This window comes from Hallella sp. (assembly GCF_037460745.1).
Taxonomy (GTDB): Bacteria; Bacteroidota; Bacteroidia; order Bacteroidales; family Bacteroidaceae; genus Prevotella; species Prevotella faecis.
Genome location: NZ_JAXVAE010000112.1, coordinates 18,867 through 34,263, shown reverse-complemented (window position 1 = coordinate 34,263; position 15,397 = coordinate 18,867). Strand labels below are relative to the sequence as shown.

The 15,397-nt window shown below is 55.2% G+C and carries 10 protein-coding genes; 9 read left to right on the top strand and 1 reads right to left on the bottom strand.

Going from position 1 to position 15,397, the window contains the following annotated elements; all coding sequences use genetic code 11:
- Positions 1 to 373: 373 nt before the first annotated feature.
- The 4 genes from WKK33_RS07410 to WKK33_RS07395 all read left to right on the top strand — a co-directional run bounded on the left by WKK33_RS07410 (position 374) and on the right by WKK33_RS07395 (position 6,471).
- Positions 374 to 934 (top strand): DUF2589 domain-containing protein, encoded by a 561-nt coding sequence (locus WKK33_RS07410; protein WP_337568289.1) that lies wholly within the window; start codon positions 374 to 376, stop codon positions 932 to 934.
- A 49-nt stretch (positions 935 to 983) separates the two neighbouring features.
- Positions 984 to 1,904, top strand: coding sequence for a DUF2589 domain-containing protein (locus WKK33_RS07405; RefSeq protein WP_337570680.1), 921 nt, complete (start codon positions 984 to 986; stop codon positions 1,902 to 1,904).
- A 487-nt stretch (positions 1,905 to 2,391) separates the two neighbouring features.
- Positions 2,392 to 4,668 carry an outer membrane beta-barrel protein gene (locus WKK33_RS07400; RefSeq protein WP_337933168.1) on the top strand — a complete coding sequence of 759 codons (2,277 nt, stop codon included), beginning with the start codon at positions 2,392 to 2,394 and terminating at the stop codon, positions 4,666 to 4,668.
- A 927-nt stretch (positions 4,669 to 5,595) separates the two neighbouring features.
- A complete protein-coding gene (locus WKK33_RS07395; protein WP_337933166.1) occupies positions 5,596 to 6,471 on the top strand; it encodes an AraC family transcriptional regulator in 876 nt (291 codons plus the stop codon).
- A 20-nt stretch (positions 6,472 to 6,491) separates the two neighbouring features.
- Here WKK33_RS07395 and WKK33_RS07390 read toward each other — a convergent pair whose 3' ends face one another.
- Positions 6,492 to 7,142, bottom strand: a complete 651-nt coding sequence (locus tag WKK33_RS07390; RefSeq protein WP_337933164.1) for a SprT-like domain-containing protein — start codon at positions 7,140 to 7,142, stop codon at positions 6,492 to 6,494.
- A gap of 204 nt (positions 7,143 to 7,346) precedes the next feature.
- Here WKK33_RS07390 and xpt point away from each other — a divergent pair, with 204 nt between their 5' ends.
- From xpt to WKK33_RS07365, 5 genes are all read left to right on the top strand, one after another.
- Entirely contained in the window at positions 7,347 to 7,919 is a 573-nt protein-coding gene (xpt, locus tag WKK33_RS07385) for a xanthine phosphoribosyltransferase (RefSeq protein ID WP_337468500.1), read from the top strand.
- A gap of 69 nt (positions 7,920 to 7,988) precedes the next feature.
- Positions 7,989 to 9,275, top strand: a complete 1,287-nt coding sequence (locus WKK33_RS07380; protein WP_337933162.1) for an L-serine ammonia-lyase, iron-sulfur-dependent, subunit alpha — start codon at positions 7,989 to 7,991, stop codon at positions 9,273 to 9,275.
- A gap of 176 nt (positions 9,276 to 9,451) precedes the next feature.
- Positions 9,452 to 10,636 carry an efflux RND transporter periplasmic adaptor subunit gene (locus WKK33_RS07375; RefSeq protein ID WP_337933161.1) on the top strand — a complete coding sequence of 395 codons (1,185 nt, stop codon included), beginning with the start codon at positions 9,452 to 9,454 and terminating at the stop codon, positions 10,634 to 10,636.
- 12 nt (positions 10,637 to 10,648) lie between these two features.
- Positions 10,649 to 13,735 (top strand): efflux RND transporter permease subunit, encoded by a 3,087-nt coding sequence (locus WKK33_RS07370; RefSeq protein ID WP_337570605.1) that lies wholly within the window; start codon positions 10,649 to 10,651, stop codon positions 13,733 to 13,735.
- Entirely contained in the window at positions 13,689 to 14,882 is a 1,194-nt protein-coding gene (locus WKK33_RS07365; RefSeq protein ID WP_337468504.1) for a TolC family protein, read from the top strand. Before WKK33_RS07370 ends, WKK33_RS07365 begins: the two co-directional genes overlap by 47 nt.
- Positions 14,883 to 15,397 lie beyond the last annotated feature (515 nt).

The window sequence follows — 15,397 nt, the reverse complement described above, 5'->3', positions numbered from 1 at the left end:
GGCCTTCCACCGGCTCATCTTCGGGTTCCAGCGGTACCTATGTCAGGCCTTCCACAGGCTCATCGTCGACTACCGGACAATACGTTAGGCCTTCCACCGGCTCATCTTCGGGTTCCAGCGGTACCTATGTCAGGCCTTCCACCAGCTCGTCTTCGGGTTCCAGCGGGTCATCGTCAGCCTCTGGTGGGGCTTCATCAAATTCGTCCTCAAGCCGTAGGCTTATGCCCAACAGGTCCAAAAGAGTAGTGGCACCATCAAGCTCAAGCGGATCTGCCAGCGAGAAATCGGACGACCCAGAGTCGCTTTCGAAGACCATCGATAGTATCAAAGGGAGAAGATTTAGCAATTTAATCCGTAATATCAAACGCAAGAAATGACCCACGACGCAACGACAAGCGGTGAGTTGCTGCGCAACGACAAGGCCAACGCTCACAAGCAGACCTCGATATTGAAGAGCACAGGCGAGGCTTTGTGGCTCCACGACGTGATGTGCCAAACGCTAACCGACTGCGTTGAGGCGCAACGACAAGCCACTGAGCGATCGCTTGAGCTCATTGAGCGCACGGCGTTCCACGCCACCGGCGACCGCTCTGAGCCCATCATGGTGAGCTTCTCGCTCCAAATGGACGGCGAGCCTTACACCCTCCGCGTGCCGTTGCTGATGTTGGTGCCGTTGCCTTTCTTGCAAATCAGCCAGGCCGACCTCACCTTTTACGTAAACGTCATGTCGGACAAGTGTTATCCTCAACAAAAAATAAAGGTGCGCCTGTCGCCTTCCAATGAGGATTTGGAGGACTTGCAACGAAGCGAATACGTGCGCAACAACATACGCGTAAACATCAAGGCCTACGCCGATGCGCCCACTGGGGGCATGGCGCGCCTGTTACAATTGGCGGGAACCCGCTGCCTACGCATCCGAAAGGTCGACGAGTAGGCAGGTTTGCCGCAAACCACCATTCACGAACGATTAATCCCCAACGAATATGCCTCAATCCCGTGTCACCGACCCAAAAGAGCTGCAGAAGTCCCCACTGGGCGAGCTCGACTTTAACCGCATCATCGGCGGGCCTCTCTCAGCCTGTGTCAATGCGCAGGAAGAGGCGGCGCAAGCCACGCTCGATTATCTCAACGGGGTGGTGTTTAGGAAGAAAGACGATGATGAGAGTTGCCTTGAGCCTGTCACCATGACGTTCTATTTTGAGAGCGGAGGAGTGGTCAACCGACTCACTATGCCGTTGCTCTGCATTGTCCCTGTGCCCTATCTGCGAATCGACCAGGTGAACCTGAGGTTCCAGGCCACCGTTACGGAGAGTAGTATGAAGGAGGAAAAGCTTGAGCTCAAGGCCAAATACTCCGCGCCGGGCGACTCGGCCGAGATAACCGACGTCAGTCAGGAGAAATTCCTGAGCAAGCGATGCATCGACGTGGACCTCAATGTAACCACGGCCGACATGCCGATGGGCATCTCGAAACTCATCGAGATATTCAACAACCAATTGGTGGAGATCAAGCAATACGAACCCGCCGAGCCCACGAAGCCGGCCGAACCTTCTGAACCCGCTGAACCCACCGAGCCAGCACTCCCCACCGCACCGACTGAACCTATAGCGCCCGCTGAGCCCGAGAAACCCATTGAGCCTGCTGAACCCATCGAACCCGAGAAGCCCGAACCCAACTACAACATACAGTTGCTCACCAAGGTCAGCAAGTCGCAAAAGGCCGACATCATCAACGCCATCAACTCGACAAACCGTACGGGCAAACCGATCACGGCGGCGGCCCTCAACAACATCTTGAAGTCGGAAAAGAAAACCATTCCCATCGAAACAACCCAGGCTACGGCCAAGGCCATCGTGCAAACGTTGAAGAGGAAGAACATCGCCGCCATCATGGTGGAGGTGTAGCCGGCGGAGGCTGCCGAAAAAAGCTACAACTATCCACGCCACGAAAGCCATCTTTCGCAATGCGATAGATGCCAAACCGATTTGCGCCACCTTTCTAACCGCGACTCGTTTAGGAAGGTGGCGCAAACGCATGGCTCATTTTGCGCCTTTTCACAGTGCCGAACACTCCTGTCGTGGCTGTGGAAAGTCGAAATCTTACACCAGCTTGCTAACTTCCGAGAATCTTGTATTGATGAAAAACTGACTGATATTGCGGAGATAATGAGCGGGTGAAACTTGAATAAAAGCGTGCTTTTGTAACCGTATAGGTACGAATTATGACATATTGTTACATAATCGCGCGCTTTTTTTGTAAAATATTGGTTGTTAACAAGTGTTTTTGTAACTTTGCACAAGCCAGCCTTTGCAGGCTATTACACATCTTTTTGATACCCTTTTTAAAAAACAAACACATAGTTAGACGCTTGTCTGTTTAAATATCATCGTCATGAAAAACTGTTGCTTTATAATAGTGTGCATGCTTTTGTGCATGCTGCCTTGCCAAGGGCAGGTGGTAAAAGGCCGCGTGGTTGACGCCGGCGGCCAGCCGCTTGCAGGTGCCACCGTCATGTTGTTGTCGGCTCCCGACTCTGCCTATGTTTCAGGCACCCTCACAAACGCAGACGGGCGTTTTGCGGTGAGCACAAACAAACGCGATGCCATTGTTTCGGCACACTGCCTGGGATATAAGCGGCAATTTGCCAACGTCAGTCTCCACGACGGGCAAGACAGCCTCGTGGTCGACTTCAAGATGGACGCCGACTCACGGTTGTTGGGCGAGCTGGTGGTCAAAGGCAACCGAATCGTTAACAACGCCCGTGGATACAGCTTGCGACCCAGTGGAACAGGACTTGAGAAAAGCAACACGATGCAGGACATGCTGGCGTTCCTTCCGGGCCTGAATGTGTCGGAAGGCAAGGTGCACCTTTTCGGAAATCTACCGACCATCTATGTCAACGGCGTCAAGATCACATCGCAGGAAGAGTTTGCCGCCCTCCTTCCAACACAGATTGACAAGATAGAAGTGGACTACCTGACGGTGGGCGAGGGGGCCAACGCGAAAGGCGGTGTTATACGCATCACGACGAAGAAGCAAAAGAACGGAGGCTACTCAGGCTTTTTGCGAGCCCAAGGTGAGGTCATGCCGAAGTATGGCTACATCATGGGGACGCCTGTGTTTGCGATAAACGCCAGCCAAGGCAAATGGAGCGTCAACTACTATGCCCTCTGCTCAAACCAAGAATTGCTGGAAGACGCCTCAAACAGCTATCTCTATGCCGACGGCCAGCGAAAGGACTACTTTTCTAAGATGCGCTCTTGGAGCAACAACCTGCGAACCCGCTTGAACATCAGTTACGAACTGTCTAAACGTTCCACGTTGGCGGTGTCGGAGTATATAGGCAACGTTGATGTCAAGAACAAGCAGCGCAGCGTCATCCTTGGCGATGAAGGCGCGGAAGCGGGCGAGATCTACCTGCACGGCCCAGAAAGCACCTTCGCCCAGCAAACGGTGGCAAAGTATGTCCTGACGACCGATGACAGAGGTTCGAACCTTGACGTCACGGCCGACTATCTGCTGCAAAACCATCACAAGAAGCAAACGGAGGAGACAAACGATGTCAGCACATTCGAGGATAAGACGAGGGAAAAGACACAATTGTGGCATTTCACCCCGAAGTACACGCTCTGCTTCGCCAATGGCAACAAGTTGGAGACCGGCGCAAGCTACCAGTATATTCATTACAACGACTTGGCAGGCGACGTGGGGAACAAGGTCGACATACACATACCTTCCGCCTATGCCAACTTTTCCGGCAGGCACAAGATGGTTATGTATAGTGCCGGCTTGACCCTGCAGCGCAACCACATGAAGGTGGACACCCAAGGCGCGGAGACCACGTTTGCCGACACATACCTTTGCCCCCAGGCCATGCTGGTGTGGATGCTCAATCCGAAGAAGGGAACCATACTGAGGCTGATGTACCAAAACACCGTTGCCGACATGCCTTACAGCGTGGTCAACAGTTACAAGGTCTATTCCAATCCCGGTTACTACACGACGGGAAACCCGTCACTGGCCACCCCCAGGGAGCACTCTGCCATGCTGGGTTTTTCGCTCAACCAGCACATCCAAGCCACACTGCTCTATGACCGCATCTTGGACCCCATCTACTACACCCATAGGACGGAAGGCAACCTGACATGGGCCAAGCCCGAGAACGGCGACTATGAACAGGCGTTTGGCGCAAGGGTGGAAGTGAGCGTCTCGCCTACCAAGTGGTGGACAACGAAAGTGCAAGCGGCGGCACTGCAGGTGAGATTCAGCTCAGCGCAGGAAACCATCAGCGGCCAATGGTGCGGTAAGTTTTGGTGGAACAACAATTTCAACTTCTTGCCTTCCTTCGGAGGATCGCTCAATGCCTACTGGGAAACGAAAAGCAGCATAGAGCACTATTACATGAAACCCGTGGGCAATGTAGACGCTTCCGTTTGGAAGACCTTTTGCCATAACAAGTTGCGCTTGTCGCTTGAGTCTACCCTTTGGGCAAAGGGGCGCCAGAGGAGAACTGACGGCAGTGATGTCACGGCTTATTATCACAACCGCACCAAGCCCACATCGTTCCTGTTTGGCGTGACCTGGAATTTCTCAGGAGGCAAGAAAGTGCGCCGCCGCGTGGAGGCAGAGAGCACACAGCAATACCATAAGATAGAGGAGAAAAAATAAGGTTCGTCCGACATTTGGAGTGATAAAGGACACACGTAAGAATTTACGCTCAGACGCGGTAACAATGAATTTCTCTAATTAACGAATTAGTGTAATCGTTTAACGATTACCAATTGGAACGAATTAGAAAAACGATGTTAGAAAAATTCCAAAATTAGGGAGATTCGTTGTCACGCCGTCTGAGGCTAAAACAGTCAGAGTTGAGGATCTGATCACTCCTAATGATAGATGACTCAAAAATAAGATATGGCTGCCTTTTAGGGGATAATGCCCCTCCCATCGAAACAACCCAGGCTGCCCCCAGCCCATCGTGCAAACGTTGAAGAGGAAGAACATCGCCGCCATCATGGTGGAGGTGTAGCCGGCGGAGGCTGCCGAAAAAGGACTACAAGCATCCCCTGTTTTTAACATTTGTTCGTCGGCAAGCGAGTGGCTGGCCGCAAATACGCGATTCTCGCTAAATTTTGCAAATGCCTAATATTCAGGAGGTTGTAATCTAAAAGGCCCGTTTGTAGCTCCATAACGCCTTTCCCCCACTGCGAAAGGCCATCTTTCGCAATGCGATAGATGCCAAACCGAGGCACGATACCTTCCTAACCGCAGTGCGAAACATGCCTAACCGAGACGCGGTTAGGCATGTTTCGCAAATTGGTGGCTCATTTTTTTAGATTTCCCATGCGTGCAACGGCGATTACATTCGCTATTTCAGTCGAAATCGCGACACAACTTTTTCACCAAAAATCCCAACACCCCATGTCGGGAGTTCACCCAATAGTGCTGCGCGTACCACCGCGGTTCCGATGAGGGGGGCTCCGCGCCCTTGCAAAAACCGAAAAAAAGGCGCATAGACTTTGCCGTTTGTCGATTCTTTGTTATTTTTGCAATGCGATATAGCGCAACCACATTTCTACCTAAAGCCCATTTATCATGCAGACCAGCAAATACCTGATAGCCAATGAGCGCGATGCCGAGTGGGGCCTCACGGTGAGCACCGTGGGCTACGAGGAGATAGCGCCAGGCGACGATTATCCCACCCATGGCCATGCCGATGGCTACTATTTTGCCGTGGAGAAAGGGCGCGTGCTCAGCGAGTATCAGTTGCTCTACCAGTCGGAGGGCGAGGGTGTGTTCCGCTCGGCGCAGGGTGGCGAGCATCGCCTCAAGGCGGGCGATATGTTTCTGCTCTTCCCTGGGGAGTGGCACAGCTACCATCCCGTCAGCGAGGTGGGGTGGAAGAGCCATTGGATTGGGTTCAAGGGAATCAACATGGACCATCGGGTGAAGGCCGGATTTCTCTCGCCCGACCATCCCGTTTACCACGTGGGCTACTCCGACGAGATACTGCACCTTTACGAAGAAGCCATGCGCGTGGCGCAGGTGGAGGCGCCCTACGTGCAGCAAACGCTGGCGGGCATGGTGAACCACCTCATGGGTCTGATGTACTCGCTGGAGCGAACCAAGCGGTTGAGCCGCAACCATGAGCATGTGGACCTGGTGAACCAAGCCCGCCTGCTTATCCGCAACGGGCTGGAGGCCGACGTCACCATTCAGGACATAGCCAGTGATATGGGCGTCAGCTATAGCAATTTTCGTAAGTTGTTCAAGGAGTTTGCGGGCGTGTCGCCAGCCCTTTACCAGCAGGAGCTGCGCATTCAGCGAGCCAAGGAGTTGCTTGCCACCACCGACATGAGCGTTAAGCAGATAGCCTATCGCCTCCGATTCGATTCGCCCGACTATTTCTCCTCCAAGTTTAAGACCAAGACTGGCCTCAAGCCAAGCGACTTTCGTGCGCAGGCCCGCTGAAGAGACGCTGCCGCAAGGGGTTAGAACGCAATGGGCTTCATGCGCGCCGTCTTGTTGGCAAACACCTCGTCGCTGACGCGACGCCCCCTCAGCGACCGCACCTTCGGCATGTCGGCAAACCACGGGTCGGACGTGGTGTACCATGTGGCGCGCCGCACCTCGCCCGCCCGTTGCACCCTCTCGTTCAGCGCTCGCGCATGGCGCGGGCTCACCGACGAGAGGAAATGGCGACCGTCGGCAAGCTCGATGGCCAGTACCAGATATTGGCCGATGACGCGCTCCGACCCCGTGTAAGCTTTCTGCATGCCCCGTGTCGACGTGGTGACATGGATGTGCCACCCCTCGCGGTTGAGCCGGCTCATCATGCCCCGGAACACCACGCCGTGGGGAGCGGTGTCGGTGAGGCCTGAGGCGGCAATGCTCAGGTGGATCATCTCGTGGAGAAGCACGCTCTGAAACTGGTGCTCCGATTGGTCGTAATAGTTGCTCATGCCCAAGGCAAAGTCGTAGAGGCTCGTGCGCATGAGGCCACGCTTGCGCTTGTACGACAAGGTGCCCAGCTGCGTGCGCGAGTGGCCAATGTGGAAGCGGGGCGTGGGCAGCCCGCCGTCGAAATACTGCTGGTTGAACGTGTTGAACCATTTGCGAAGCCAAAGAATGTCGATCTGCATGCTGAGAAGAATGTGTGAGGGGGCGAAGGCCCCTTTCGAATTGTTTCGGAATGCAAAGGTAAGCATAAAAGACCATACCCGAAGGGGGCCATTTGCAGAAATTTTGGGGTCCAACCCCATATTATTAAAGGCAAGCGTTCGGCTATTCATATTTTTTATGTAAGTTTGCACCCATTATAAAAAACGAATAATAAAAAGCCAATCATGAAACTACTGAAAGATCGCATTCTGAAGGACGGCAAGTGTTTCCCCGGCGGAATACTGAAAGTAGACAAGTTTATCAACCACCAGCTCGACCCGAACCTCATGAAGCAGATAGCCGTGGAGCTTATCAGGCGTTATGCTTCGTCGGACATCAACAAGATTCTGACCGTTGAGGCCAGCGGCATTGCGCCGGCCATCATGATGGGCTTCCTGCTCGACCTGCCAGTGGTGTTTGCCAAGAAGAAAAAGCCGTCGACCATGGGCGACATGCTCTCGACCACTGTCTTCTCGTTCACCAAGCAGCGCGAGTATCACATGGTCATCGCCAAGGAGTATCTCCAGCCCACCGACAAGGTGCTCTTCATCGACGACTTCCTGGCCTATGGCAATGCGGCGAAGGGCATCATCGACCTCTGCAAGCAGAGTGGCGCCGAGCTCGTGGGCATGGGCTTCATCATCGAGAAAGCCTTCCAGAACGGCAGGGAGGTCATTGAGAAGGAGGGCATACGCTGCGAGAGCCTCGCCATCATCGACTCGCTCGACAACTGCGAGATAAAGCTCCGCGAGGAGTAGGGGCCGAAGCGCGCCCGGCGTTGCCATGGCGTGAGAACCCCAAAAGGACGAAACCTCAAATTTAACTATATGCTTGACAAGGAGATAAGAGAACAGATCGTGGCGCTCATCCACCAAGAGGTGGTGCCTGCCGTGGGTTGTACGGAACCGATGGCCGTGGCGCTCTGTGTGGCTCGAGCCACTGAGGACCTGGGGTGCAGACCCGAGAAGATACGCGTGTGGCTCTCGGCCAACATGCTGAAAAACGCCATGGGCGTGGGCATTCCCGGCACTGGCATGATCGGCCTGCCCATCGCGGTGGCCATGGGAGCCATCGTTGGTAAGTCGGAGTATCAGTTGGAGGTCATCAAGGACCTCACACCCGAGACCCTCGAGGAGGGCAAGCGCTATATCGGCGAGGACCACATCGACATCAAGTTGAAGCACGACATCCCGGAGAAGCTTTATATAGAGGTGGTGTGTGAGCGGGGCGACGACACGGCAACAGCCATCATCGCCGGTGGCCACACCAACTTCGTTTACGAGGAACGCAACGGGCAGGTGCTGCTCGACAAGCGTATGTGTGTGGGCGAGGAGGGCGAGACGCATGGCGTGGCGCTCAACCTGAAGACCGTGTGGGATTTTGCCACCACGTCGCCCGTCGATGAGATAGCGTTTATCCTCGAGTCGAAACGCTATAACATGGGTGCCGCCCAGGCATCGCTCAAGGGCAACTACGGCCATTGCCTCGGCAAGACCATGGACCGTCCGTTGAGCAAGGGCATCTTCGGCGACAGCATCTTCTCGCGCATCATATCGAAAACGGCATCGGCCTGCGACGCGCGCATGGGTGGAGCCATGATTCCCGTGATGAGCAATAGTGGGTCGGGCAACCAAGGCATCTGCGCCACCAACCCCGTGGTGGTGTATGCCGAGGAGAACGAGAACACCGAGGAGGAGCTGGTGCGCGCCCTCACGCTGAGCCACCTGACGGCCATCTACATCAAGCAGAGCCTCGGCAAGCTCTCGGCGTTGTGTGGATGTGTGGTGGCGAGCATCGGGTCGAGCTGCGGCATCACCTACCTCATGGGAGGCGAGTATAACGACATCTGCTTTGCCGTGAGAAACATGATTGCCAACCTCACGGGTATGATTTGCGACGGAGCCAAGCCCAGTTGTGCCCTGAAAATCAGTTCGGGCGTGTCGACAGCCTTGCTCTCGGCCGTGCTGGCGCGCGAGGGAAAGCATGTGACCGAGGCCGAGGGCATCATCGACAAGGATGTGGACCGAAGCATTCACAACCTTACGAGCATCGGCAAGGAGGCCATGTGCGCCACCGACGACATGGTGCTCAACATCATGACGCATAAGAGCTAACCCACAGGAGGGTAAGACAATAAGCATCGAAAACTATTGTAGCGGAGGTCGTTGGCCTCCGCTTTTTTGTTGGCAATAGGGATGGTGAGACGGCATGTTTGCAACAAGGTTGCACGACTTTTGCTTTATCTTTGCAACCAATTCGGTTTTAACTACGTAATCAACACCAATGAAATATGCTTAGAAGAATCACTTATTACCTATTGTCGGCCGTCTTCGTGGCTGGCATGACCGCTTGCGGAGCCCATTCGCACGACCATCTCGACCACGATCACGACCATGACCACGCTGAGGAAACCGAGCAACACGACCACGAGGCCGAGGGTGCCCATACCGACGAGATTATCCTCTCGCCCGAGAAGGCGCGTGCCGCTGGCGTTCAGGTGGAGGTGGTGAAGCCTGGCGTGTTCCATGGCGTTATCCACACCAGCGGAAAGGTGATGTCGGCCTCGTGCGACGAAACCACCGTGGTGGCCACCATCAGCGGACGGGTGCAGTATAAGAACCACGTCAGCGAGGGACTGAAGGTGAGCGCGGGCGCAACGCTCTTCTCCATCACGTCGGCTGGTATGCAGGCGGCCGATGGCGACCCCGTGCAGCGCGCACGCATCGATTATGAGCGCGCTGAGCGCGACTACACCCGCGCGAAGATACTCATCAAGGACAAGATTATTAGCGAGAAAGACCTCGCTGTGGCCAAGGCCGAGTATGAGGCGGCCAAGCTCACCTACACCAGCGTGCAGCGCACACGCAGCGCGGGTGGAGTGGTGGTGACCGCTCCGCGTGGTGGCTACCTGAAGCAGTGCCTCGTCAATGGGGGCGACTATGTGGAGGCCGGACAGCCCCTCGCCATCATCACGCAGAACAAGCACCTCTATCTGCGCGCCGAGATTCCCGAGCGCCACTTCAATGAGCTCAATAAGATACGCGGCGCTAAGTTTAGCACGAGCTACAGCGATCGTCTCTACGACATCACCGACATGGGTGGGCGCATACAGTCGTATGGTCGTTCGGCCGAGGTCAACAACTCATACATCCCCGTCATCTTCGAGTTCAACAACACGGGCGACGTGGTGCAGGGCTCCTATGCGGAGATTTACCTCATCACGCAGAACCGTCCCAACGTCATAACCCTGCCCATTGGCGCCCTCACCGAGGAGCAAGGCGTCCACTTCGTGTACATCCAGGTGGACGAGGAGGGCTATCGCAAGCAGGAGGTGACGCTCGGTGAGAGCGACGGCGAGCGTGTGGAGATACTCACCGGAGTGAAGAAAGGCGACCGCGTGGTGACCAAGGGCGCTGTGCAGGTGCGATTGGCATCGGCCTCCAACGCCATCCCGGCGCATAACCATAACCATTGATTGTAGGAGGATATGCTAAACAAGATCATACGATTCTCGCTTGAGAACAGAATATTGGTGTTGGTGGCGTCGGTGCTGCTCGTCATTGGCGGCTTGTATTCTACCAGCAAGACCGATGTCGATGTGTTCCCAGACCTCAACGCCCCCACCGTGGTCATCATGACCGAAGCCGGGGGCATGGCGACCGAAGAGGTGGAGCAACTCGTAACCTTCCCCATTGAGACGGCCGTGAACGGTAGCACCGGTGTGCGCCGGGTGAGGTCGCAGTCGACCAATGGCTTCTCTGTGGTGTGGGTGGAATTCGATTGGGGCACCGACATCTATCTGGCCCGGCAGATCGTGAGCGAGAAGCTCGCCTCTGTGGGTGAGCAGATGCCGGCGGGCGTTAGCGCTCCCGTGCTTGGGCCGCAGTCGTCGATCCTCGGCGAGGTGTTCATCGTGAGTCTCACCAGCGACCACACCTCACAGCAGGACCTGCGCACCTACGCCGATTGGGTGATACGTCCGCGGCTCCTCTCCACGGGCGGTGTGGCTCAGGTGAGCGTGCATGGCGGCGACATCAAGGAGTACCAGATACTCATCAGTCCGGGTAGGATGAAGCATTTCGGGGTGACGCTCGCCGACATCATGGCCAGCACACGTGGCATGAACACCAACACCAACGGTGGCGTGCGCTACAAGTATGGCAACGAATACATCATTCGTGGCATCACCTCAACCAACGATGTGGAGAAGTTGGGCACATGTATCGTGAAGAAAAACGGCGAGAGCGTCATCACATTGGCCGATGTGGCCGACATCAAGGTGGGCAACCAGTCGCCCAAGCTCGGAGTGGCCAGTGAGCGCGCGCATCCCGCTGTGCTCCTCACAGTTACCAAACAGCCCAACACCAGTACCATCGACCTTACGCAACACATCGACAGCGCGCTCGCCGACTTGCAGAAAAGCCTGCCCGCCGATGTGCATGTGTCTACCGATATCTTCCGTCAGGCCGACTTCATCGAGAGTAGCATCGACAACGTGAAGAAGTCGCTCGTAGAGGGCGCCATCTTTGTTGTCATCATCCTGATGGTCTTTCTCGCCAACGTGCGCACCACGGTCATATCGCTTGTCACCATTCCCTTGTCGTTCCTGGTGGCCATGATTGTGCTCAACGCCCTTGGCATCAGCATCAACACCATGACCTTGGGCGGATTGGCCATTGCCATCGGATCGCTGGTCGACGACGCCATCGTCGATGTGGAGAACGTGTATAAGCACATCAGGCAGCGCCGTGCCTTGCCCGAGGAGGAGCGTATGCCTATCATCGAACTGGTGTATAACGCCTCGCGTGAGGTGCGTATGCCTATCCTCAACTCCACGCTTATCATCGTGGTGAGCTTCGCACCGCTGTTCTTCCTCAGTGGTATGGAGGGTCGCATGCTGATTCCCCTTGGCATAGCCTTTGTTACTGCGCTCTTCGCGTCGACGCTTGTCGCCCTCACGCTGACGCCTGTGCTCTGTAGCTATCTGCTCAACAAGAGCAAGGGCGAGATGCCTAAGGAGGCCTTTGTGGCCGTGTGGCTGAAGAAGTATTATGAGCATGCGTTGCTCTGGGTGTTGGGTAACACACGCAAGGTAATCGTGGCCACCGTAGCGTTGTTTGTGGTGGCGGTGGGCGTGTTCTTCTGTTTGGGAAGCAGTTTCTTGCCTAAGTTCAATGAGGGATCGTTCACCATCAACATCTCTTCGCTCCCCGGCATATCGCTTGAGGAGAGCGATTCCATTGGCGCACGTGCCGAACGCCTGTTGCTGCAAGTGCCCGAGATCAAGACCGTGGCCCGAAAGACGGGACGTGCGGAGCTCGATGAGCATGCGCTCGGCGTCAACGTGAGCGAGATAGAGGCTCCTTTCGAGCTGCGCGACCGCAGTCATGAGGAGGTGCTCAACGATGTGAGAAAGCGCCTGTCGGTGCTCGCCGGCGCCAATATCGAGATTGGACAGCCCATCTCGCACCGCATTGACGCCATGCTTTCGGGAACGCAGGCAAGCATTGCCATCAAGCTCTTTGGCACCGATCTGAACCGCATGTTCACCATTGGCAACCAAATCAAGGAGGCGTGCAAGGACGTAAAGGGCATCGCCGACCTCAATGTGGAGCAGCAGATCGAACGGCCGGAGCTGAAAATTATACCGCGGCGCGAGTTGTTGGTGCGCAACGGCATCACCCTGCCTGAGTTCAACGAGTTCCTGGCGGTAAACCTCGCGGGCGAAACGGTGTCGCAAGTTTATGAGGCGGGGCGCGCGTTCAACCTCGTGGTGAAAGCGGCCAACTACGATGACGTGAGCAATCTCATCATCGATACGCAAGATGGGCGCAAGGTGCCCTTAAGCGACGTGGCCGATGTCGTCTCGAGCGCTGGCCCCAACACCATCAACCGCGAGAACGTGCAGCGCAAGATCGTTATCTCGGCCAACACCAGTGGCAGGGCGTTGAGCGATGTTGTGGCCGACATCAAGCAGGTTGTGGCCGACGAAGTGCAGTTGCCGGAAGGCTACCACGTGGAGTATGGCGGCCAGTTTGAGAGCCAAGAGAGCGCCAGCAGGGTGCTTTACCTCACGTGTGTCTTGGCCATCGTGGTCATCTTCTGCCTCCTTTTCATGCAGTTCCGCAATGCGATGGAAGCCGGAGTGATCCTGCTCAACCTGCCCCTGGCTCTCATAGGCGGCATCTTTGCCATTGTGCTCACCACTGGCGAGGTGAGCATCCCGGCTGTCATAGGCTTCATATCGCTCTTTGGTATCGCCACGCGCAACGGTATGTTGCTCATCACCGAGTACAAGCGCTTGCGCCAAGAGGAGGGCAAGACCGTGCGTGAGGCCATCATTGAAGGCTCTCTCTCTCGCCTGAACCCTATCCTCATGACGGCCCTCACCTCAGCTCTCGCGCTTGTTCCGTTGGCTCTCGGCGGCGACTTGCCGGGCAACGAGATACAGTCGCCCATGGCAAAGGTGATACTTGGCGGCCTCATCAGTTCCACATTACTCAACGCATTCATTGTTCCTATCATTTATGAGAAGATATCTAATCGCCACAATCGTGGCACTCAGCGTGTGTAACGCGGCTTTCGCAGCCGACATTCTTGGCGACGTGCTCAAGCAGATCGCAGCCAATAACCTCACCCTGCAATCGATCGCACACGACAATCGGGCCGACGTGCTCGACCTTAAGGCGGCGAATACGCTCGCTGGCCCATCGGTGGAGTATAGCCCGTTCTTTGGCAATGGCTACTCAGGCGTTGCCGAAAGCGAACTTGTGGTTAGTCAGGAGATGGAGTTCCCCACGAAATATGCTGCCCGCAACAAGCAGGCGCAGATGCAACAGACGGTGGGAGAGCAGCTCTTGGCCAAGCAGCGTCGCGACATCTTGCTTCAGGCGCAGTTGCTCTGCATCGATGTCATCCGCGTCAATCAGACGCTCGCCATGCTGAAGGAGCGTTTGGCCAATAGCGAGAAACTGCTGCAGATGTATGAGAAACGCATGGAGGCTGGCGACGCCAACGCCCTTGAACTCAATAAGGTGAAGCTCGATTGTATGGAGGTTCGCACTCTTGTCAATGAGTCGCAAGGGGAGCGAACGGCCCTTGTTCAACAGCTTCAGCAGCTCAATGGTGGAAAGCCCATTGATGTGACGACTACCGAACTGCCCGACTTCCCAAAGATAACCGACTTTGAATCGTATCGCACTCTGACCCTTGCCACCGACGCCGACGTAGCGGTGGCGAAGACTGCGCTTCGTGCCGCCGATATGAACCTTAAGGTTCAGAAGAACGAGTGGTTGCCCAACATCTCATTGGGCTACCGTCGAAACACCGAGCAAGGGGAGGCCATCAATGGCGTTCTCGTTGGCGTTAGCTTTCCATTGTATAGCAATAGCCGCCAGATGAAGGCAGCACGCGAGCGCAAGGAGAGCGCCGAATTGCAAGTGGCGCAAGCCAAGCATGAGGCCGTGGCTACGTTGCGCACCAGCTATGAGCAGTTGCAGGGATTGCAACAGGTCATCGACCATAGCGACGTAAAACTGTTGCAGGAGTCGCTTACGCTCTTTGCCAAGGCTCTGCAACAGGGCGAGATAACTGCCCTCGCTTACTACGTGGAGATCAATAGCATCTACGAGAAGCTGCAACGCCATATCGATTTGCATTGCCAAAGTGTGAAACTGTTGGCCGAACTGCACAAGAACGATCTTCTTCAAATAGGGAGTTGAAGCATGTCAGACTCCAAATCAACAATAGGTTTAACTCTAAACACATCAAGAACTCTGCCTGCCGGCAACAGGATAATGACTCATCCGATGGCGGATCGCTAACCCAATGATTAGGTGTTTCTGCCTGATTGTCGACGGTTTTCTGCCTGATTGTTGACGGTTTTCTGCCTGATTGTCGACGGTTTTCTGTCTGATTGTCGATAGTTTTCTGCCTGATTGTCGATAGTTTTCTGCCTGATTGTCGACGGTTTTCTGTCTGGTGGTTGATGGGTTGCTATCCATAGGACTCGTGAGGGGGTAGACAATGAAAAATCGGTGGGGCGCTTGAAATGTTTCCTTCTTCATGCAAGGGGGCTGCGACAACATCGCAGCCCCCCTTTGAGGTTCGTATCCGATTGTTATCGGATCATGTTTCCCATGTCCATACTCAAGAGTTCCATTCGTCTTGCTTGAAGTTTCCCATATCAAAACTCAAGAAATCCAATTGTCATGTTTGATGCTTCCCATGTTCTTTC

Bases quoted from the DNA above. Each gene is read 5' to 3' on its own strand.
- WKK33_RS07410 (WP_337568289.1), top strand. From the start codon at position 374: ATGACCCACGACGCAACGACAAGCGGTGAGTTGCTGCGCAACGACAAG.
- WKK33_RS07405 (WP_337570680.1), top strand. From the start codon at position 984: ATGCCTCAATCCCGTGTCACCGACCCAAAAGAGCTGCAGAAGTCCCCA.
- WKK33_RS07400 (WP_337933168.1), top strand. From the start codon at position 2,392: ATGAAAAACTGTTGCTTTATAATAGTGTGCATGCTTTTGTGCATGCTG.
- WKK33_RS07395 (WP_337933166.1), top strand. From the start codon at position 5,596: ATGCAGACCAGCAAATACCTGATAGCCAATGAGCGCGATGCCGAGTGG.
- WKK33_RS07390 (WP_337933164.1), bottom strand. From the start codon at position 7,142: ATGCAGATCGACATTCTTTGGCTTCGCAAATGGTTCAACACGTTCAAC.
- xpt (WP_337468500.1), top strand. From the start codon at position 7,347: ATGAAACTACTGAAAGATCGCATTCTGAAGGACGGCAAGTGTTTCCCC.
- WKK33_RS07380 (WP_337933162.1), top strand. From the start codon at position 7,989: ATGCTTGACAAGGAGATAAGAGAACAGATCGTGGCGCTCATCCACCAA.
- WKK33_RS07375 (WP_337933161.1), top strand. From the start codon at position 9,452: ATGCTTAGAAGAATCACTTATTACCTATTGTCGGCCGTCTTCGTGGCT.
- WKK33_RS07370 (WP_337570605.1), top strand. From the start codon at position 10,649: ATGCTAAACAAGATCATACGATTCTCGCTTGAGAACAGAATATTGGTG.
- WKK33_RS07365 (WP_337468504.1), top strand. From the start codon at position 13,689: ATGAGAAGATATCTAATCGCCACAATCGTGGCACTCAGCGTGTGTAAC.